This is a genomic window from Paenibacillus sanguinis 2301083 = DSM 16941 (assembly GCF_000374825.1).
Taxonomy (GTDB): domain Bacteria; phylum Bacillota; class Bacilli; order Paenibacillales; family Paenibacillaceae; genus Fontibacillus; species Fontibacillus sanguinis.
Genome location: NZ_KB895376.1, coordinates 203,714 through 225,059 on the forward strand (window position 1 = coordinate 203,714; position 21,346 = coordinate 225,059).

Below are 21,346 nucleotides of genomic sequence, written 5' to 3' on the forward strand. Positions count from 1 at the left end.
CACTATAAAATATCTGTCTTTCGGGCTACTCCGCCTTAAGCTCCAGGATGGCATCACGCAGTTCGGCAGCGCGTTCAAATTGCAAATTCTTCGCCGCCTCCTTCATCTCGATCTCCAGACGTTTGATCAGCGCCTCGCGATCGCGCTTCGACATTTTGCTCTTGGCCGCATCCGTTAAATAATCGCTTTGGCTCTCCGCCACCTTGGTCGCCTCGATAACATCCCTGATTCTCTTACGGATCGTTTGGGGGGTAATCCCGTGCTTCTCGTTGTATGCGATCTGAATAGTGCGCCTGCGCTCGGTTTCCTTAATAGCACGATCCATAGACTCCGTGATATTGTCTCCATACATAAGTACGCGACCATCCGCATTCCGCGCGGCCCGACCAATCGTCTGGATCAGCGAACGCTCGGAGCGCAGGAACCCTTCTTTATCGGCATCCAGAATCGCTACCAGGGAGACCTCCGGCAAATCCAGCCCCTCGCGCAGCAAGTTAATGCCGACGAGGACATGAAAGGTCCCCAGCCGTAAATCACGCAGGATGCTCATCCGCTCCAGCGTTTTAATATCGGAATGGAGGTATCTTACTTTAATGCCCACTTCTTTAAAATAATCCGTCAGATCCTCGGACATCTTCTTCGTTAACGTCGTTACCAGCACCCGCTCGTCCCTGGCAATACGGTCGCGTATTTCCCCAATCAAATCATCGATTTGCCCCTTTGTAGGGCGGACCTCAATAATAGGATCAAGCAGTCCCGTCGGACGGATGATCTGCTGGACGGTTGTCGGACAATGCTCAAGCTCATACGGGCCTGGCGTGGCAGAAACATAAATTAGTTGTGTGGCCTTTTCCTCAAATTCCTCAAAGCGAAGCGGGCGGTTGTCCAAAGCTGATGGCAGACGGAAGCCATGATCCACCAGCACATTCTTACGGGCCTGGTCACCGTTATACATCGCTCTAATCTGGGGAAGCGTGACATGGGATTCATCGATGACTACAAGCATATCATCCGGAAAATAATCCAGCAGTGTATACGGAGTAGCCCCCCGCTCACGAAAGGTCAATGGACCGGAGTAGTTCTCGATTCCGGAGCAGAACCCGACCTCTTTCATCATTTCGATATCATAACGTGTCCGCTGCTCCAGCCGTTGGGCCTCCAACAGCTTCCCTTGCTCCCGAAACAACGCCAGCCGCTCCTCAAGTTCACGCTCAATATGGCCTATGGCCACGCGCATCGTTTCCTCCTGGGTCACAAAGTGAGAGGCTGGAAAAATAGCCGCATGTTCCCGCTCACCGATCAGTTCGCCGGTCAAAACATCAATTTCCGTAATACGTTCAATTTCATCGCCAAAAAACTCCACACGAATCGCATGCTCTCCCCGAGAAGCAGGGAAAATCTCTACCACATCGCCACGAACCCGGAACGTACCGCGTACGAAGTTAAGATCGTTGCGCTGATATTGAATGTCTACCAGGTGGCTCAGAATCTGATTGCGCGGCTTCTCCATGCCCACCCGCAACGACAATACCAAATCACGATATTCTGTAGGTGAGCCGAGACCATAGATGCACGATACACTCGCCACAATGATGACATCCCGCCGTTCAAACAAGGAAGTCGTTGCAGAGTGGCGCAGCTTGTCGATCTCTTCATTGATGCTGGAATCCTTCTCAATGTACGTATCCGAGGAAGGAATGTAAGCCTCCGGCTGATAATAGTCATAATAGCTGACGAAATAATCTACCGAATTGTTGGGGAAGAACTCGCGAAATTCGCTGGCAAGCTGTGCTGCCAACGTCTTGTTATGCGCAATAATCAGGGTAGGGCGTCCAAGCTTGGCGATGGTATGGGCGATCGTAAAGGTCTTGCCCGTTCCCGTCGCACCAAGCAATGTCTGATGTCTCTTGCCCGCAAGCACCCCCTCCACCAGTTGGTCGATAGCAGCCGGCTGGTCCCCTTGCGGCATAAAGTCGGAGACCAGCTCAAACTTATTGTCGCTAACCACGATTTCACTCATTGTCCAACATCACCCTATCGTCTAAAATGGAATACTAGAGAGTTCAAGGCAAGCTCGTTCCTGTAAACCCGACTTATTGAACTCGCACTTCTATAAAAAAAATGAATGAGACTCCCGTCTCAATATTGGCGGCTGATATAAACTAGCATCGTCATCATTCCGATGAATAAACCAAGTCGAAATTAACGTAAGCTTCCTTATTTTACAAAATAGGAATACGTGTTCCCGTGTATTATACCTTTTTCATCCTTGAGATGCAAACGGTAAGTCACGGCAAGTTCTGAATAGGAGTGGTTCTTAACCCATGGATATTACTATAATTATTGGCCTTGTTATTGGACTCGTGGCACTGGTCGGAGGCTTTCTGCTTGAGGGCGGCCAAGTCGGGGGGTTATTTCAGCTTACCGCTGCTTTAATCGTCTTTGGAGGCACCTTCGCCGCTGTTCTGATCAGCTTCCCTCTGGCCAAACTGCGGACGGTTCCCAAAGCATTATCTTTGGCATTTATTGCTAAATCAAATCCAGACCAAAATCTTGTCGAGGATATCACCGCCATGTCATCGATCTCTCGTCGGGAGGGCGTATTGGCCCTGGAAAAAACCGCTGAAACGCATCAGGACCCTTTCCTGCGCGAAGGAATTCAGCTCATTGTCGATGGAACTGATCATAGTGCTGTGCGGCAAATGCTAGAGCTTGAAATCGATGCAGTCGCCAAAAAGCACGAGGGATATGCTAAAATTTTTGAATCTGCCGGCGGTTACGCCCCAACCATGGGGATTATTGGTACGGTAATGGGGTTGATCCATGTGCTGGGCAGCCTGACCGAGCCTACTGCGCTGGGGCCAGCCATTGCGCTTGCCTTCACCGCCACCTTGTATGGCGTAGCCAGCGCCAATCTGCTCTTCTTGCCAATCGCCTCTAAAATCAAGGCGCGCAGCGAGGAGGAGCTGGACCGGATGGAGCTGATTCTGGAAGGCATTCTGTCGATCCAGAACGGAGATCACCCTTTGCTCGTGCGCCGCAAGCTGGAAGCCTATAGCCCCGATGTCGATCGCTCCTTGCCTGATCCGAATTCCGAGTTTGATTTTAGCCGGAGCAACACGCGCTTTCCTTCAGGCCCCCGGGAGAATGAGCTATGAGAATGAGGGGTAAGCCCAATCCGCCGCCTGCAAATAACGGCTCGCACAGACCGCGGCGTAGAAGGCTGTCGCAGCATCAGGACACCAGGGACCGCTGGATGATCACGTACGCCGATTTAATTACCTTGTTGCTTATTTTTTTTGTAGTGATGTATGGCATGAGCCAGCTGGATGTGGAGAAATACGAAGTCGTCACCACCTCCTTGCAGCAAACGTTCATGAGCAGTGATTCGGTGCTGGAGTTAGGCAGTGGCATCACCGGAACCGCTGACCGATATCATCATAAAAACCCAACAGCCGCAGCGGACAGTCAGGATAACTATGGTCAGGGAAATGGCGGGGAACAACAATCGGCCTCCCCAGCCGCCGGGCCGGAGGCCCAGGCTCCATTGACAGAACGGGAGCTCGCCTTCCGCCAGCAGGAGCAGGAGCTAGCCTCCTTAATGGGACGTATTGAATCGTATATTCAGGACAATCAATTAGAAGAACAAATTAAGGTTACTGATTTGCCTAAGGGAATCTCCATCACCTTAAGCGATCAATTTCTGTTCGATATCGGAAAAGCCGAGTTGAAAGCCGGATCAGAGAAAGCCTTAAGCCGATTAGCCAGCTTATTCAAGGAATTGAATACCATCATCAGCATTGAAGGGCATACCGACGACCAGCCCATCAAATATTCCGCGGCATTTAAGGACAACTGGGAGTTATCAGGGGCGCGTGCTCTGTCCGTACTCCGCTTCTTCCTTGAGAAGGAACACCTTGACCCGCAGGATTTCCAATACGCCGGCTATGCCGATACACGTCCCGCTGCGGATAATGATACTCCACAGGGGCGTCAAAAGAATCGTCGCGTAGAAATTACCGTATTGCGCCAGCTGCAGCAATAGAAAAGTTTAAAAAAGACGCCGTTTGGCCGCCATACTCCAGTAGGAGCAGCAGTCAAACGGCGTCTTGCCGCCTCTGAATTAGACACCAGCCGCCGGGCCATCGCTTGGCGGCATGGGCATGGTGGCGGCGGAGAACTCCGTACTCCCGGAAGTGGGGCCACGCCCTGCTTCCGTGGTGCGGGCGCTCCGCTTCGGCCGCAGCAGCTGCCAGAGTGACAACGGCTGCAACCGCACCGCCGCTGGCGACCATTCATCCGGGGCCAAAATGGCTCCGAGCTGATGATGATCGCCTGCGTAAATGGCGCGCTGGAGGAATTTACTCTCGCCCGCGAGATTCAGCACCTCCAGCTTGCAAAAAGCGGGGTTGATTCGCAGCGCGGCATGCAATTCTTCCTTCGTAGGCACGGGCATGCCATTGACCTTGATGATCGTCTCGCCAGGCTGAATCCCCAGCTCTTCAGCCGGGCTGCCCGGCAGCACTGCAAGAACCTTGACGCCGCCCGGCGGGTGAACAAACAGCGGACTGCGCTGCTGCTCTTCATGGCGGCTGTACCAGACCAACCCCTCATGCAGGAGCCAGGCAACCAGTGATGCTGCCAGGACAAGCGGACTCCACCAGACACTGCCAAGGGCCAGAGCTAATACCAGTACACCATAAGCAAGCAAACGGCTTGAGGATACTTTGGCCTTATCTTTAGGCAGCACCCCTGTGGTTATCTCCGAGAAGCCAATCATAATCGGCAAGGCCAGCATGCTAAAGCCTCCTTGCCAGGCCTCCCCTCCGAACAACGGCGTCCACGGCAGAACCCCGCCAGCCGTCTGTGCCGGAACCAGCAAAAACAACGGTACAGGCCACAGGCTCTGCATCTGATAGCCGCCAATCACTCTCCCTCGCTTACCCTCATAAAATAACGGGCCCGCAAAAGAAGCGCCTTGCCACCGCACCAGCAGCCCTTCAGCGATATGCAATAGCCCCACCAGACAAAGCAGTGCCGGGATGTCCAGCTCCTGAATGATACGAACTACCTCGTAAATTCCCCCTGTTCTCTGCAAACCGGGGAAGAATTGAATAATAAACTGAATGACACCAAGCGCTCCGACAGCATAGGCCAAACACAAATAACGGACGCGCAGCAACATGAACAGCAGCGTAACCACCCACAGGCAAAGAAGCCCTTCCCAGGTCAAATTCATCCCCAGGAATACGAAGACCAGTGAAACGGCTATACCCGCTAGCAATCCCCCCAGCACCGTCCTCCAGGTTTGCCTTCCCCAGCCATGTAAACGAACATGGAACAGCCGCCGCTCCAGCACAACCTGCCTGCGATAGATCAGCATCGTCATGATAATCGCAATATAGTAAAACGGCTGCAAGAACAATTGAGCCGCGGCCATAGCCAAGCTCCACAATCCTTCCAGAATGAGATTCACCGGTCCTCACACTCCTCTTCTCAACGAATTCGGTTCAAATTGTATAGGCGGGTTCATCATAATCCATTCAAGAAAAAAAGAAGGCCGAAGTTCAGCCTTCTAAGAGAAGAATTCGACGTTTATGAGCCAATCTCCTTCCGCACTTCCTCCACCGCGCGATTTAACTGCACGTCATTTTTAGGATCACGGATTTGTTCGATGAGACGGCTCTCCAGCGCTTCTGCGGTCTTCGCATCAAGCACCCCGGATGGCTTAAGCTTCTGGGCCACCTGGAATTTCTTCAATGCGTTTTCCGTATGTTTGTCGAAATACCCATCCTTCCGACCAGGCTGGTAGCCAAGGCCGTCCAGCATCGTTTGAGCGCTCTTGATATCATCTCCCAGCATATCGTACTGATAGGTCTTCTCCTTGTTGATCGGCGCCACGGTAAAGTAGTCCGGTTGCGATACCACAACGTCCGGCTGTATGCCTTTCTTGTGAATCCACTCTCCATTTGGCGTCAACCACTTGGCCACCGTTATTTTCAACAAGCTTCCATCGCCCATCTCACTGCCGTAGCTGGATTGCACCGTACCCTTGCCATAGGTAGCTTCTCCTACCAGCTTGGCTCCCGCCGATTGCTGGAGCGCACCAGCCAATATTTCCGATGCACTGGCGCTTCCCTTATTCGTTACTACAACAATCGGGTAGTTCTTGCCTTGGCCGTTGGAAGTCGTCTGCTGGCGCTCCTTGTTCTTGTTCTCTACCTGTACAATCACTTTGCCTTGAGGCACGAACATTTCCGACATGGCCTCAACAACGTTAAGCACACCACCCGGATTATTCCGTACATCAATGACGAGACCCTTCATTCCTTGCTTCTCCAACGTGTCCAGCTCGGTCTTGAACCGTTCCACCGTATTCATCGAGAATTCCGTAATTTCAAGCACGCCTATACCGCCGCTTTCCATCTTCGCGTACACAGTCTCCAGTGCAATATCATCACGCTTGATGTTAAACTCCAGCGGAGTAGCGGAACCACTACGCTTGACCTTCACCTTCGCTATAGTGCCTTTAGGACCGCGAATTTTAGCTACTGCTTCATTCAAGCCAAGCCCATCCAGCGGCTCCCCGTTAACCGCCAGCAGAATATCCTTGGGCTGAATGCCCGCTTTCTCCGCAGGGGAACCCTTAATCGGAGACACTACCACAACATTACCATTTTCCAATGACACCTCAGCACCAATCCCCGTAAAGGAACCTTCGATCTGCTCCGAGAATTGCTGCGCCGTATCCGGGGCCATGTAAGAGGAGAACGGGTCCTCCAATGCGTCCATCATCCCGTCGATGGCGCCATTAACCAATTTCGTCCGGTCAACCTCTTCTACGTAATTGTTCTGTACAAGTTGTAGCGCCGTCTCGATCTTCCTGATATCTTCCTTTGCCCCCGAGCTGGCCGTATCGGCAAAAATTCCGCTGCGCAGCGGACCCGATCCGGCAAAGCTCCATTCTCCCGTAAAAGTCAATGTCAGTAAAGAACTGACCAGCATAGTCACGACCACAAGCAAGGCCACTGTACGCCCCTTAAACATCGATGAATTCACCGCCTCTGATGATGGAATCTGACGTCCCATAGTATATGTCCAGCTAATGAGAAATATTTACAACCGGAAAAACGGATAGTCCAACCCCCGATGGGTTGGGTATCCGTTTTTCGCGAACACAGCATTATTTTATTACAAATACGGCATAGGGTCTACTGGATTACCATCAATACGTACTTCAAAATGAAGATGCGGGCCTGTTGAGTTACCGGTACTGCCTACCTCGGCGATCTTTTCACCTCTCTTCACTTGCTGACCCTTCTCAACCTTGATGCCGCCGTTGCGGATATGACCGTAAAGCGTCCAGACATCGCCGCCATGGTCAATGATCACCGTATTGCCGTAACCACTCCACCATTCGGCGACGATCACGACACCGCCCTCGGCCGCATGAATGTCCGTCCCTTGAGGCGCCGCCATATCAACACCGGTGTGCTTTTTCCGTACGCCGGTGATCGGGTGGATGCGCGTCCCGTAATTCGAGGACAGCCGTGCTCCGCTAACAGGCACACTCATCGATCCGCCATTTCCTTTAAAGCCTCCGGAACCGTTAGATTTCTTCCTGTAGGTGTATACCTGAGCCGCCTTAAGCTTGTTTTTTTCCTTTTCCAAAGCCGCACGCTTGGTGGCAAGCTCGATGAGCAAGGCTTCCTGCTCTTCACTGATTTCTTCCGATTGCTCGATTTCTTCACTGTATTTGGCTATAAGCTGCTGCTTCTCTACCTCTTTGGCTTCAAGCTGGCTCTTATGAGATTCAGCATCGGCATAAAGCTTCTTAACCTTGGCATAATCCTGCTCCAGTTGTTGCTGCTGTTGTACGATCAATTCCTTGTCATGCTTGTGCTCCTCCAGCAATACATGGTCCTGATTGGCAATGGCCTGCAAGGAATCGGCACGCTCCAGAAAATCAGTAAAGCTGGTAGAGGATAGCAGCACATCCAGATAGGATACGGCTCCATCCGTATACATCAGCCGAATGCGGGAATCGAGCAGACGGGAACGCTCCTCGATTCTCGCTTTCGTCTCGTCCAATTGTTTAGCCGTTGCACGCAGATCGTGCTCCGTGTTCTCGATATCCATCGCAATTTTACTCAATTGGTTGCTAACAGCATCAATCTGTACGAGTAATTCTTTTAGATAGTTGGTGTTCTTGTTTACATAGTGCTGGGCTTCCTGCTTCTGGTTAGTTGCTTTCTCCTGTTGCTGCTTCGCTTGCTTGACTTGTTGCTGGAGTTGCTTCAGTTCTTTGTCGATTTGGCTAACGGTTTTTGATTTTGCAGTACCTTCCGCAGGCTGAATGATCAGAGCGGCCACGGCAACTGCCGCTATTACGGATACCCATTTTCTCAACTTCGTTTCCCCATCCTTCTCTCAGAGATTATCAGAACCTCATCATAATCAACAAAACAGACTTGTTTTCCTCCAAATTACACCTTCAAAAACTTGCGAATAGACATGGTGCTGCCCCAAATTCCGATCAACAATCCCAGCCCCACCAGCAGTCCGCCCAATTCCAGGCCAACATCACTGATCGGTACCAGTTGAAGCCCTAAGGTAATGTCTGCGCTCACCGACTGAACCAACTGATTGTAGCCGACAAACAGAACACCTACGGTAATTAAGGAGCCAATCAGGCCGATCATCGCTCCCTCTACAAAAAACGGCCCGCGGATAAAGGCATTGGTTGCTCCTACCAGCTTCATAATTCCAATCTCGCGGCGACGGGCCAGAATGGTGACCCGAATGGTATTGGAGATCAGGAACATGGCCATTAAAGCAAGTCCTGCCACAAAAGCAAATCCAATATTACGAATCGCCCGGGTGACCTTAAACAGCTTCTCCACCGTGCCCTGACCATAATTAACCTTGTAAACAGGCTTGTCTTTGTATTTGTCATTTAATGCCGTTATTTTGTCCGCTACATGGGGGACCGTTGTCGGCTCTACAACCTTGACCTCAAACGTATCGGGGATTGGGTTGGTCTTTTCGTCATACCCTTCCAGCAAATCCTTGCCTTCATCTCCCAGCTTCTCCCTGAAGTCCTTCAAGCCTTCCGCCTTGGGAATGAGCTTTACCTGACTAACTTCCTCCATGGCGGCAATATCATTATGGAGTTGATCGATCATAGCCTGCGGCACCCCGGAGCTTAGATAAGCTTTAAGGTGTACTTGACTGTCGGCCTCATCTGCAAAGGAGTTCACATTAAGAACCAGTAAAGAAAACACGCCTAAAATGAATAACGAGACAATAATGGAAGTGATCGAGGCCACTGACATCCAGCCATTGCGAAATACGCTCTTAGCGCCCTCTCGCAAATGACGCAAGAGGGTACTAATGCTCATAGCCGTAATCTCCTCTCAGCTGGTCTCGCACAATGTTGCCATGTTCAATTGCGATAACGCGCTTACGCATCGTATTAACGATTTCCTTATTATGAGTTGCCATGACAATCGTCGTTCCCCGGAAATTAATCTCGTCCAGCAGTTGCATAATGCCCCACGAGGTCTCAGGATCGAGGTTGCCGGTAGGCTCGTCCGCTATGATAACAGACGGATTGTTAACGATCGCCCTGGCGATTGCCACACGCTGCTGCTCCCCACCGGAGAGTTGGGACGGGTCGCGATTGGCTCTATTCTTCAGGCCGACCAGGTCGAGCACTTCCATGACGCGTTTCTTGATCACTTTCTTCGGCGCTTCAATCACTTCCAGGGCAAATGCCACATTCTCATAGGCTGATAGCTTGGGTAGCAGACGGAAATCCTGGAAAATAACTCCGATATTTCGACGCACATAAGGAATTTTACGAGGCTTGAGCTTGCCGATATTAAATCCGTTTACGGAAATCTGCCCCTTCGTAGGCACTTCCTCCCGGTAAATAAGCTTCATGAATGTCGATTTCCCTGCACCTGAGGGTCCGACCAGATATACAAATTCATTACGATCAATTTTGACTGAAACGCCTTTGAGGGCGTGGGTTCCATTCGTATATGTCTTCCAGACATCTTGCATTTCTATCAATTCATCACGTCCTAAATCTTTTAGATGACCCTATCATACTTTCGACATGTTCCCGCCAAATCCTTTAAAAGACGAGTAAATTCATTGCAGTCCGATTTTTATTGTAACAAATATGTTACTTTTTGAGTACCTGAAAGTTTTTGAAATTGGAACATATATATAAATAGTACAGGCTGGCTTCATAGCTGGAAGCCGTATATTCCGCCATTTCAGGGAGGCTGCGATGCTCAAGAAACGTTGGATCGCACTGTTCATCAGTACCGCAATTCTAAGCCTAGCAATGTTTGGAACATTATATATGTACACTGCCCGGGATACACTTCCGCCATCGGTTGTCATAGCCGGCATAGAGCTTGGGCGGCTATCGCCGGAGGAAGCCCTCAAACGACTGGAGCAAGAGCTAGCGGCTCTTCAGCAAAAAAAGGTCATCTTCACCACAGGAGATCATGCTCAGACCTTAACCTGGGCAGAAGCTGGCATCTCCTTTCAAGCCCGCGGGTTTCGCGAGGAACTGGAGCATCTTACCCACGGGAACCTATGGGAGCGGGCACAAATACGCAGACAATTCGCTCGTACTTGGCCGATTCATGCCAGCTTCGATCCTGCAGCTTTGAAGCTGATTTTTTCAGCCAAATGGGAAACAAGTCAATTTGGCAATCCTGTCAATGCTGTAAGGACCATTACGCCAGATGATCAGATTCGTTATTCACCCGGTACTCCCGCGCGGCGTATCCATTGGGAAGAGCTCAAAATGAGCTTGCCGTTGCAGCTTTCCAGGGAATTGAAGCGTCTAGAGCAGGCGCAAGAGAGCAGTGGAATGCGAAAGCCGCTATCAAAGGCGCTAAGCCCACTGACTATCTCGCTTCCTACAAGGGCTGTCTCTCCCGAAGTCACGATAGAATCCTTGAAGAAAGAAGGCATTCGCCGCAAAATTGTTCAATTTTCTACCCGCCTGCTCTCTAGTGGAGCAGGACGCGTTCATAATATCGATTCGGCAGCCAGAAGCATTGACGGGATCACGCTGGAGCCGAACGGAATCTTCGACTATGAGGAGGCCATCGAGTACGCAGAGAAGACCTATGGCTTTCGCGAAGCACCCGTTATTTTTGGCGGCAAGCTGGTTCCCGGAGTGGGAGGCGGCATCTGTCAGGTGTCCAGCACCCTCTATAATGCAGCGGTCCGGGCAGGCCTGGAGATTATTGAACGACGCAACCATTCCCTGCCCGTCAGTTATTTACCGAAAGGACAGGATGCCACCTTTGCCAAGGGATACATTAACTTTCGCTTCCAGAATACCAGCGGCCAACATCTGCTTATTCGAGCGGAGGTCAAGAACCGGGTGCTGACCGTAAAGTTGTTTGGTGATATGCCGGAGAACGTAAGCTACACCATAGAATCGAAGACGACCAAGACACTGCCCGCCCTCAATAAATATGTTGCTAATCCCTCTCTGCCCAAGGGAAGCCGTCAGATACTGATTCCCGGAAAACAGGGCTATGTCGTTGAGACGTATCGTGTGAAGCGCATGAATGGCAAACTGGTGGAGCGCACCCAGCTTTCGCGAGATACTTATCCTGCACACCCCACCGTCATTGCCGTCCATACAACAGATCGTGCAGGAAAGAAATCGTCACAGCAGCCTCGTCGCCAATTGTTAGAGGATGGAGTTACAGGGCCAAACTTTCGTTAATATGTCGAACTGTTGCGAAGTGAAGCATAGCATGTCATATCTTTTCCCAACAGTCTGAATATTTCCCCGGAAATTGTCTATTCTACTCGGATAAAATCTGCAAAAAAGACTTATAGTGTAAGTTATTGCAAGTTCAATTCGATGTCGAATTACTCCTTGAGCAGCTTCGTCATGGGAAGACGACTTTTTGAATTACCTCTTATAGTGCGTGTTCAAAAAGTCAGATTTACAGGACCGAAGCTCATGCTTCCGATGTGCGTTTTTTCAAAACGCTTGAATTGGATGAAGCTAGGGACTGAGTAGCGGAGCGTAGACAGATCTGCGTGAGCAACGAGGCCCGGCTGAACTACCTCTTATACGCCTCCCTTCTCCCGACTTATGGTGGGTCAAGTCGCCATTTGCCGATTTTTGCCGTCTTGCTGTATACTTAAGCAGCAGTTGGTCTATTGATCGACAGGCTAGGCAAGTCTGGACTTGATCGACTCGTTCAGCGTTGGCCACATTTGAAGGAGGCGCTTCTTTTCTCATGCACAAATCTATTTCTTCACCGACCAGTGAATCACGCAACGTCTCGGCAGGACTGTTGATCACAGCTATCTTAGTAACCGCAGCCGCCTTACGTTCCCCTATTACCGGGGTTGGTTCGCTCATTGGCGACATTGAGGCCACTACAGGCCTATCTCATACCTTATCCGGTTTGCTGACTACCTTGCCATTGCTGGCCTTTGCCGTGTTTGCTCTCACTGCTCCCGGTCTTGCAGCCAAGCTCGGAACGGAGCACACCTTGTTCTATTGCCTGCTGCTGATGACCGGAGGTATTCTTATTCGCTCCTTGCCTTCCACATTGGCACTTTTTGCCGGGACAGCCTTAATAGGAATGGGCATCGCGGTATGTAACGTCTTGTTACCCGGTCTGATCAAACACAACTTCCCACTTCGTGTCGGACTTATGACCAGTCTGTTTACTTCCTCCTTAAATCTGTGGGCTGCCATATCCTCAGGAATCAGCGTTCCCCTCGCACATACAACACTTGGTTGGCGGGGTATGCTGGCAAGCTGGTCGTTATTGACGGCAATTACAGCTTTTCTCTGGTTGCTTTTGATATTGAAACGCCGTACCAAAGGATACGGTACAAGCGCCGCGATAAGTGGCTCATCTGCGGCTCAGACTGATACAATCCGTCCAGTTCAGACCAAAAGCATCTGGCGCTCTCCTGTAGCCTGGATGGTCACTATTTTTATGGGTTCTCAATCCATCATGTTCTATATCAGTATTTCGTGGCTGCCGGATATTCTGCACGGACAAGGCATGAGTGCAGCTCAGGCTGGCTGGATGCTGTCATTAATGCAACTGGTTAGCATGGCCGGCTCCTTCCTGATGCCGCTCATCGCCGTGCGCACCCATAACCAGAAGCTGCTCACCGCTATCTCATCTGCTTTTTTCCTGTTCGGATTCACAGGTATTTGGCTCGCTCCAACTTCCTGGGCTCCCTTCTTCATTATCCTGATCGGAAGCGGCTCGGGCGCAACATTCAGCCTGGTTCTTGTCTTTTTCTCTTTACGTTCTCGTACGGCGCAGCAGGCCAACCAGCTATCGGGCATGGCCCAATCCGTAGGTTACCTTCTGGCTGCCATCGGACCTATCCTGCTCGGATTCATCCATGACCAGAGTGGAAGCTGGAACACACCACTGGCTGTCATTATCGGTCTCTCCTTGCTCACGATTGTATTCGGCTATATGGCCGGCCGCAAAGGATATGTGGACGACAAGTAGGGGCTTGTTTGATTTTCAAGCCCACTTCCTGCAGTAGGGCAGTTCAAATTTTTTGCAGCGGCCTAATGCGGGGATATGGGGTGTTGAAGCTTAGCTCACCTGCCTTGTTTTATCTAGCGGGAAATCCTCCATATAAAACCTATTTCACCCCCTAGTTGCCCACCATTACAGGGAATTCCTCCCTATAATTTTGCACCTAACGTCAGAATTGGGGCTAAACCGCAAATTTATAGGGAGCTTTTCCAACTAAGTATCAAAAATCACCTTATTTGCGCAAATTAGCAGGAGGATTTCCCAGTAATGTTCATCCTGCAGAGGATGGCACTTCGCGACTCCCAAGTGGGCGCAATAATCAACAGGGGCCCTCCTTAAAACGGAGGGCCCCTGCTCAATCACCTGATTACAATTTGAAACGTTCAATTTGCGTATGCATATCTGTCGCCATACGGGAAAGTCCCTCCGACGCTGAGGAGATTTCCTCCATGGAAGCAAGCTGCTCTTGTGTAGCTGCCGTAACCCCCTGGAAGCTTTCCTGGCTCTTCGCTGATGTCACGGCAATCTGTTCGACGGATTGGGCGATTTCATCCGCACTGGCTGACATCTGCTCCGTAATAGCCGACACTTCATGAATCTGCTCGGCAATCCGCTGCGTGGAAAGCTCGATCTCCTGGAAGGCTTGTTGGGCAGCCTCTGTCACGGTAATTCCCCGCTCGACATTCGCGTTGACTTCCTGATCCATGACCTCATGCGCTCTCCCGGTCAGTTCAGTCATCTGCCCAATATGATGCTGAATCATTTCCGCCGCTTCTCCTGCCTGCTCCGCCAGCTTCCGCACCTCGCCAGCTACGACGGCAAACCCTCGCCCTTCCTCTCCAGCCCGGGCTGCTTCGATGGCCGCATTCAGCGCCAGCAGGTTAGTCTGTCCGGCAATACCAGAAATGGCAGTGCTCATTCCGGCGACCTGCAAGCTCAGTTCGTTCATCTGCTCCATTAGCTCGGCAGACTGCCGGGTGGATTGGCGAATTTGCTCCATTTGAGCCCCGACCTCTGTCACCCGTTCGCTTCCCCGCTTCACATCATCCACCGTCTGCGCGGACGACTCCACAATCATGCCGGAAGCCTCTGCAATTTTACGGATTCCTGCTGACATGTCCTCCATCGTTCTTGCACTATCCGCCGATGCTACAGCTTGATGTTCCGCATCGTTTGAAGCCTCTTGGACAAGCTCGACGACGTATTCCACCGCTTTGGCATTTTGCTCCGTTCCTGCGGTGAGCTCTTCGCTGGATACGGTCAGTTGGCTGGCAGTTTCAGCCATCTCCTGTACCATGTTGCGCAGGGAAGCCAGCATATTGTTGTAATTAGCTGCCAATTGTCCGATTTCATCCCTGCGGTTGCTCTTAACTTCCCCATTCAATTCCCCCTCGCTGACCCGCTGGGCGGAATAATTCAGCTGTTCAATAGGCCGGGTAATTCGGCGGATAACAAAGTAAATAATGCTTCCCGCCACAATTAGAGATACAGCAAGCACCAGGATGGAATCTCGGAAAATAGGCCAGGAAGCCTCCTTGAACTCTCCGACATCCAGTACGCCGACAATCTTCAGGCCAGTGAGCTCATTGGTCACGAAGAAGCCGCTTTGTTCTACCCCTGTCAGCGGATCAATATAATCGAGCGGGCCAGACTGATTTTGTTGAATTTGGGCGAGGTGCTCCCCTTGACTTTCTTCCCCCAGCTCAAGTCGCGGATGGGATACGTACCGATTTGTGCGGTCTAAAATGTAGACATAGCCATGCTCGCCAAGTGTAATGTCACTAACCTCTTCATTCAATACGGCCAGGTCAAGAGCTACCGTAAGGGCCCCTTGATGATCCTTGAGCGCTCGGCTAATAAATAAATTATAGTTTCCGGTGGTGGCCGACTTGAACGGATCAATAATTACAGTTTCCTCAGGACTGTTTAGAGAAGCGATATACCAATCCCTTTCACGAGGATCATATTCCTGGTTGCCGGGATCGGGAGACTTCATCCAGGCGCCGTTTTCGTTGCCCAAGACAGCAATTTCCAATTCGGGATGCTTCTCAACGAACAAATCGATCAAGGCTCGAGCCTCCGGAGATTTACTGTCCACCTGCGCCGAATCGATTTCCATAACCAATTGCTCTACATTTCGCGCTGCAGCCCCCACAATATGTGTAAGCGAGTTATTTAACAAAGCAACACTGGACTGCGTACTGTCATTCATTCGATCCTGCAATTGCCCCGCAGCTCTCGAATAGCTGGAATAAGCAATCAATATATTAGGAAGAATCAGCAACACGGTAAAAATAAGCATCATACGATTGCGTAACCCCATACCCTCCAAACGAAGCTTCAACGCCGTTAAATTAAATTTTTTCATAGGTTCTCCCCTCTTTTTACAATAACCTTCAGGGCTTTTGGCACGAATTCAAGCGACCTGGCAAGTTAGTATATAACATATATTTCGACATTTTACGACGAATCCTTTATCAATTCCCGAAATTTCTGTGTAATTCAGTGTAAATTTTAGATAAATTACTTATTTTCATAATTATATGGCTTCAAACTACCATAGAGGCTGAATGGCTAAACGAGAGTGGAGTTGCTGGTTCGTAAGATTCTTCCGATGCTGTTGCTCATCGTTTTTCCAGAAGCCCTGCGACCTCGTCTGCCTAGAAGTCTGTTGTCAATGACTAGTTACAAGCTTGAGCCAACAAGATAATAAAAAAAAGAGATAAATCCTCAGTTCGTCGAGGATCTATCTCTTCTCTTCTGTTGCCTGGGCTATGTTAAAGCATCCGATCCGCTTACGCTTCTGACAAAGCAGGCCGACCTGTTATTTACTGTGTGCTGCGTATTCTTCGGTCCAGGACCGCCCGCTGGCCAGCTTGGCCTCAGCGCGCTCAATCGCTGCGCTCACCTGTCCGGTTGCCGTGCCACCGTAAACATTCCGCGCATTGACAACCGATTCCGGTTGCAGCACCTGGTAGATGCTATCATCAAACAGCGGCGAGAATTGCTTGAACTCATTGAGCGTCAAATCCAGCAAATACTTGCCGTTCTGAATGCAGTACAAGACGGTTTTGCCAATGACCTCATGCGCCTGACGGAAAGGCAAGCCCTTGTTCGCCAGAAAATCGGCGATATCCGTCGCATTGGAGAAGTCTTGGTTCACGGCTTCGCGCATTCGCTCCTTGTTCACCTTCATCGTAGCAATCATCGGTCCAAACAATTGCAGCGCCCCTTGCAAGGTGGCTACGGTGTCGAACATGCCTTCCTTGTCCTCCTGCATGTCCTTGTTATAGGCCAGCGGCAACGACTTCAATACGGTCAGCAAGCCCATCAAATTGCCGTATACCCGGCCCGTTTTGCCCCGGACAAGCTCCGGAACATCGGGGTTCTTCTTCTGCGGCATAATGCTGCTTCCGGTACAGAAAGCATCATCCAGCTCCACAAAGCGAAACTCTGTGCTGCTCCACAGCACAAGCTCCTCACTGAGCCGGGAGAGATGCATCATCAGGATGGACGCATCAGCCAGAAATTCAAGAATGAAATCACGGTCACTGACCGCATCCAGGCTGTTCTCGTAGACCGCATCGAAATGCAACTGCTCTGCTACAAAATGACGGTCGATCGGGAAGGTGGTCCCTGCCAGCGCCCCGGCCCCCAGCGGCAGCACATTGATACGCTTGTAGCTGTCCTGCAAACGTTCAATATCCCGCCCAAACATCGAAACATAGGCCAGCAGATGATGCGAGAACAAAATGGGCTGGGCCCGTTGCAGGTGGGTGTAGCCGGGAACGATCGTATCCAGATTGTCTTTGGCCTGCGTGAGTAAGGATTCCTGCAGGTCTTGCAGCAGTCCGACGAATTCTACGACACGCTTGCGCAAGTATAAATGCATATCCGTCGCTACCTGGTCATTCCGGCTGCGTCCGGTGTGCAGCTTGCCGCCCACGGAACCAACCTCATCGATCAGTTGCTTTTCAATGTTCATATGAATATCTTCGTCGGATACAGAGTATTCCAACTCGCCGCGCTCTATTTTGTGCAGGACGGCATGCAGACCTTCCTTGATGGTCTCCACATCCTCTTCCGGCAGGATGCCGCACTTGCCCAGCATGGTGACATGGGCGAGACTTCCCTGCACATCCTCTTCCGCCAGCGTCTTGTCAAATCCGATCGAAGCGGTGTATTCTTCGACTAAACGGTTGGTCTGCTTCGTAAAGCGTCCACCCCACAGCTTGCTCACATGACCCACTCCTTTTTGATACCGGTTCTTATCTCTTCGACTTATTTCTTGCTTTGGTCAACACCAGCGCTTACCTTCAAGCGCAAGGCATTCAGATGGATAAAGCCGGTTGCATCCCCTTGATCATATGCCTGCGTTGGATCGGCCTCCATCGTGGCAATGTCAGGGTTGTACAAGCTGACCGGGCTCTTCACGCCTGCCGCAATGATATTCCCCTTGTACAGCTTCACTCGTACCGTACCGGTGACATTCTTCTGGCTCTCCGTCACCAATGCTTGCAGTGTCAGCCGCTCGGGAGCAAACCAGAAGCCGTTGTAGACCAGCGTGCTATAGCGGGTGATCAGGCTATCACGTAAATTCATGACCTCGCGGTCCATCGTCAGCGATTCCATCTTCCGATGGGCCGTAAACAGAATCGTTCCCCCCGGTGTCTCATAAACTCCACGGCTTTTCATACCTACAAAACGGTTCTCGACCATGTCGACACGCCCGATGCCATGCTTGCCGCCCAGTTCGTTCAGCTTCTCCATGACAGCCAGCGGACTGAGTGATTCCCCATTCAGGGCTACACAGTCGCCCTGATTAAATTCCAGTTCCACATATTCCGGTTCATCCGGCGCATCTTCCGGTGAGACACTAAGCAAGTACATGTCTTTGTTCTCCGGAGCAGAGGCATCGAACCATGGATCTTCCAGCATGCCGCTTTCATAGCTGATATGCAGCAGATTGCGGTCCATAGAGTAAGGCTTAGCTGCGGAAGCGGTGACCGGAATGCCATTGGCTTCTGCATAGGCAATCATTTCGGCCCGGCCCGGGAACTGTTCGCGGAACTCATCCAGGCGCCACGGAGCAATGACCGCGATCTCAGGAGCGAGCGCTGCTGCCGCCAGCTCAAAGCGCACCTGGTCATTCCCTTTGCCCGTAGCACCGTGGGCAATAGCTGTTGCGCCTTCAGCACGAGCGATATCCACCATCCGCTTGGCGATCAGCGGACGTGCGATGCTGGTTCCGAGCAAATATTGCCCTTCATAGAGTGCGCCCGACTTGAACATGGGATAAATGAAGTCCTTGGCAAACTCGTCGCGCAGGTCATCGATGTATACCTTCGATGCGCCTGTAGCCAGCGCCTTCTCCTCCAGTCCGTCGAGCTCCTCCTTCTGGCCGATATCAGCGGTAAACGCAATGATTTCTGCATCATAGGTCTCTTTTAGCCATTTCAATATGACGGACGTATCCAGTCCCCCGGAATAGGCCAGTACAATTTTTTCTTTTGCCATGTTGGTGTCCCTCCTCTAAATTATCCCATTAAAGCGGCCATCAACGCTTTTTGCGCATGCAACCGATTCTCTGCCTGATCAAAAATAATGGAATGCTGGCCATCGATAACGCCTTCGCTAACTTCTTCGCCACGATGGGCTGGCAGACAATGCATAAACACATAATCCGGCTTCGCATGCTGCGCCAGTGTCTCGTCAACCTGATAGTCCTTAAAGGCCGCCTCACGCGCCTTCTGCTCAGCCTCAAAGCCCATGCTGGCCCATACGTCCGTGTAGATCGCATCCGCGTCCTGTACAGCAGTCTTGGGGTCGCGAACAACCTCAATGACCGCTCCTGTCTCTTGGGCGATTTCCCTGGCCTCCGCTACGACCTGCGGGTCCGGCTCATACCCTTCCGGACTGGCTACGGAGACATGCACACCCAGCTTCGCTCCGCCAAGCATCAGGGAGTGGGCCATATTGTTGCCATCACCGACATAGGCCAGCTTCAACCCTTTCAACGTACCCTTGTATTCGTATAAAGTCTGATAATCGGCCAGCACCTGACACGGATGCGCCTGATCGCTCAGTCCATTAATGACCGGCACCGTAGCATAACGGGCCAAATCTACCACTTTATCGTGACCGAAGGTGCGAATCATAATACCGTCCAGGTACCGGGACATAACTCCTGCTGTATCCGCGATCGTCTCGCCCCGTCCAAGCTGGATATCATTTTTGCTAAGGAACAGTGCATGTCCGCCCAATTGATAGGTGCCTACTTCAAAGGAAACCCGTGTCCGCGTAGACGATTTTTCAAAAATCAAGCCCACGGTTTTGCCCTTGAGCGGCTCGTAGACCTCCCCTTGCTTCTGCTTCCGCTTGAGTTCCACAGCCAAATCAATCAAGTAGTGAATCTCATCGGTTGTATAATCCGTCAGCTCAACCAAATCGCGTCCCTTTAAATCAATGGTACTCTGCTTTGCTTGCTCCAGCAATCCCATTCTTCAGTTCCCCTTCCCGGAAATATGCGCAGCAATAATCGCCGCCAAGATGGCCACAGCCTGGTCCATTTCTTCCTTCGTCACCTTGAGGTTTGGCAGCAGCCGGATAACATTGGGCCCCGCCGTGACAAAAAGCAAACCCCGCTCCTGCCCAAGCAGCACAATCTCTCCAACCGGAGCTGCACATTCTATGCCGATCAAGAGGCCCTGACCGCGAACCTCCAGCACAAACGGCTCATCTTTAAAAGTCTCCTGCAAGAGCGCCTTCAAATAGTGCCCCTTCTCGCCCGCCTGTTCGGGAATACGCTCCTCCTCCATCGTCTCAAGCGTAGCGATAATCGCCGTCGACACGACGGGATTACCGCCGAAGGTCGACGCATGGCTGCCCGGGGAGAAGGCCTCGCGTAAATATCCCTTGGCAAGCATTGCGCCTGCTGGCAGCCCGCTGGCAATGCCTTTGGCCGAGGTAAAAATGTCCGGTTCAATGCCGTAATGCTGATGCGCAAACCATTTTCCCGTTCTCCCCATACCGGTCTGTACCTCATCAATAATCAGCAGCAGTTCATGCTGCTGGCAGATCGCCGCCAGTTCCTCCACAAAGGCAGACTCGACCGGGTAAACGCCACCCTCGGCCTGAACCATCTCCAGCATAATTGCCGCCGTTTGCGGGCCAATGGCGGCCTTCAGAGCTGCGATATCATACAGAGGTACAGTTACGAAGCCCTCCGGCAAAGGCAGAAATCCATCCTTCACCTTCTGCTGCCCTGTCGCCGTTAATGTAGCCAATGTCCGGCCATGGAACGAGTGCTCGAAGGTAATGATCTCGTAGCGCCCATTATTCTTGATCTTCTGATGATAACGACGTGCCAGCTTGATGGCCGCCTCATTCGCTTCGGCTCCACTGTTGCAGAAGAACACCGCGTCCGCACAGCTAAGCTCCGTCAGCTTCCGCGCCGCCACCTCCTGCTGCGGAATATGAAACAAATTACTGACATGCCACAGCTCATCCAATTGGGCCTTCACCTTGGCTGCAACCTTCTCGTTAGCATGACCCAGATTGGCTACCGCCAGCCCGCTCATAAAGTCAAGATATTGCTTGCCCTGGGCATCCCATAATAAACTGCCCTTCCCCTTAACCAACTGAATGGGATAACGGGCATAAGTAGGGAATAGCGCGCTCACGCCCTCCCCTGCTGCAAAGGCAGCCGTTTCTGTAACATTCCCCGCCGCTGCCCCTGCTTCTTTCACATCACTTTGTTGTGTCATCGCTTG

Annotated in this window: 15 protein-coding genes; 4 read left to right on the forward strand and 11 right to left on the reverse strand. The window is 51.4% G+C overall.

Annotated features, from left to right (window positions below; translation table 11 throughout):
• Nucleotides 1–25: 25 nt before the first annotated feature.
• Entirely contained in the window at nt 26–2,020 is a 1,995-nt protein-coding gene (gene uvrB, locus C557_RS0101040) for an excinuclease ABC subunit UvrB (protein ID WP_018749953.1), read from the reverse strand.
• A 304-nt stretch (nt 2,021–2,324) separates the two neighbouring features.
• Between uvrB and C557_RS0101045 the strand changes: the two genes are divergently transcribed.
• Together C557_RS0101045 and C557_RS0101050 are read left to right on the forward strand one after the other, a co-directional pair.
• Nucleotides 2,325–3,158 carry a flagellar motor protein gene (locus C557_RS0101045; protein ID WP_018749954.1) on the forward strand — a complete coding sequence of 278 codons (834 nt, stop codon included), beginning with the start codon at nt 2,325–2,327 and terminating at the stop codon, nt 3,156–3,158.
• A 98-nt stretch (nt 3,159–3,256) separates the two neighbouring features.
• A complete protein-coding gene (locus tag C557_RS0101050; protein WP_240472910.1) occupies nt 3,257–4,045 on the forward strand; it encodes an OmpA family protein in 789 nt (262 codons plus the stop codon).
• A 78-nt stretch (nt 4,046–4,123) separates the two neighbouring features.
• On the opposite strand, the gene C557_RS0101055 is transcribed toward C557_RS0101050, so the two are convergent.
• The 5 genes from C557_RS0101055 to ftsE form a co-directional block, all read right to left on the reverse strand.
• Nucleotides 4,124–5,476, reverse strand: a complete 1,353-nt coding sequence (locus C557_RS0101055) for a PDZ domain-containing protein (protein WP_018749956.1) — start codon at nt 5,474–5,476, stop codon at nt 4,124–4,126.
• A 119-nt stretch (nt 5,477–5,595) separates the two neighbouring features.
• The gene (locus C557_RS0101060; protein WP_018749957.1) at nt 5,596–7,047 is read right to left on the reverse strand and encodes a S41 family peptidase; all 1,452 of its coding nucleotides are present in this window, start codon (nt 7,045–7,047) and stop codon (nt 5,596–5,598) included.
• Nucleotides 7,048–7,191: 144 nt separating this feature from the next.
• On the reverse strand, nt 7,192–8,409 hold the full coding sequence (locus tag C557_RS0101065) for a murein hydrolase activator EnvC family protein (protein ID WP_018749958.1): 1,218 nt from the start codon (nt 8,407–8,409) through the stop codon (nt 7,192–7,194).
• Between the two features lie 77 nt (nt 8,410–8,486).
• Entirely contained in the window at nt 8,487–9,401 is a 915-nt protein-coding gene (ftsX, locus tag C557_RS0101070; RefSeq protein WP_018749959.1) for a permease-like cell division protein FtsX, read from the reverse strand.
• Nucleotides 9,391–10,077: a cell division ATP-binding protein FtsE gene (ftsE, locus tag C557_RS0101075; protein ID WP_018749960.1), complete on the reverse strand. Its 687-nt coding sequence runs from the start codon at nt 10,075–10,077 to the stop codon at nt 9,391–9,393. Before ftsE ends, ftsX begins: the two co-directional genes overlap by 11 nt.
• Before the next feature lie 223 nt (nt 10,078–10,300).
• Here ftsE and C557_RS0101080 point away from each other — a divergent pair, with 223 nt between their 5' ends.
• The gene (locus tag C557_RS0101080; RefSeq protein ID WP_018749961.1) at nt 10,301–11,767 is read left to right on the forward strand and encodes a VanW family protein; all 1,467 of its coding nucleotides are present in this window, start codon (nt 10,301–10,303) and stop codon (nt 11,765–11,767) included.
• Nucleotides 11,768–12,293: 526 nt separating this feature from the next.
• Complete coding sequence (locus C557_RS0101085) at nt 12,294–13,541, forward strand: CynX/NimT family MFS transporter (RefSeq protein WP_018749962.1); 1,248 nt, start codon at nt 12,294–12,296, stop codon at nt 13,539–13,541.
• A 400-nt stretch (nt 13,542–13,941) separates the two neighbouring features.
• Here C557_RS0101085 and C557_RS0101090 read toward each other — a convergent pair whose 3' ends face one another.
• From C557_RS0101090 to C557_RS0101110, 5 genes are all read right to left on the reverse strand, one after another.
• The gene (locus C557_RS0101090; RefSeq protein WP_018749963.1) at nt 13,942–15,942 is read right to left on the reverse strand and encodes a methyl-accepting chemotaxis protein; all 2,001 of its coding nucleotides are present in this window, start codon (nt 15,940–15,942) and stop codon (nt 13,942–13,944) included.
• 456 nt (nt 15,943–16,398) lie between these two features.
• Nucleotides 16,399–17,814: an argininosuccinate lyase gene (gene argH, locus C557_RS0101095; protein ID WP_018749964.1), complete on the reverse strand. Its 1,416-nt coding sequence runs from the start codon at nt 17,812–17,814 to the stop codon at nt 16,399–16,401.
• 41 nt (nt 17,815–17,855) lie between these two features.
• Complete coding sequence (locus C557_RS0101100) at nt 17,856–19,091, reverse strand: argininosuccinate synthase (RefSeq protein ID WP_018749965.1); 1,236 nt, start codon at nt 19,089–19,091, stop codon at nt 17,856–17,858.
• A gap of 20 nt (nt 19,092–19,111) precedes the next feature.
• A complete protein-coding gene (gene argF / locus C557_RS0101105) occupies nt 19,112–20,074 on the reverse strand; it encodes an ornithine carbamoyltransferase (RefSeq protein WP_018749966.1) in 963 nt (320 codons plus the stop codon).
• Between the two features lie 3 nt (nt 20,075–20,077).
• Nucleotides 20,078–21,340, reverse strand: a complete 1,263-nt coding sequence (locus C557_RS0101110) for an acetylornithine transaminase (RefSeq protein ID WP_018749967.1) — start codon at nt 21,338–21,340, stop codon at nt 20,078–20,080.
• Nucleotides 21,341–21,346: the final 6 nt, after the last annotated feature.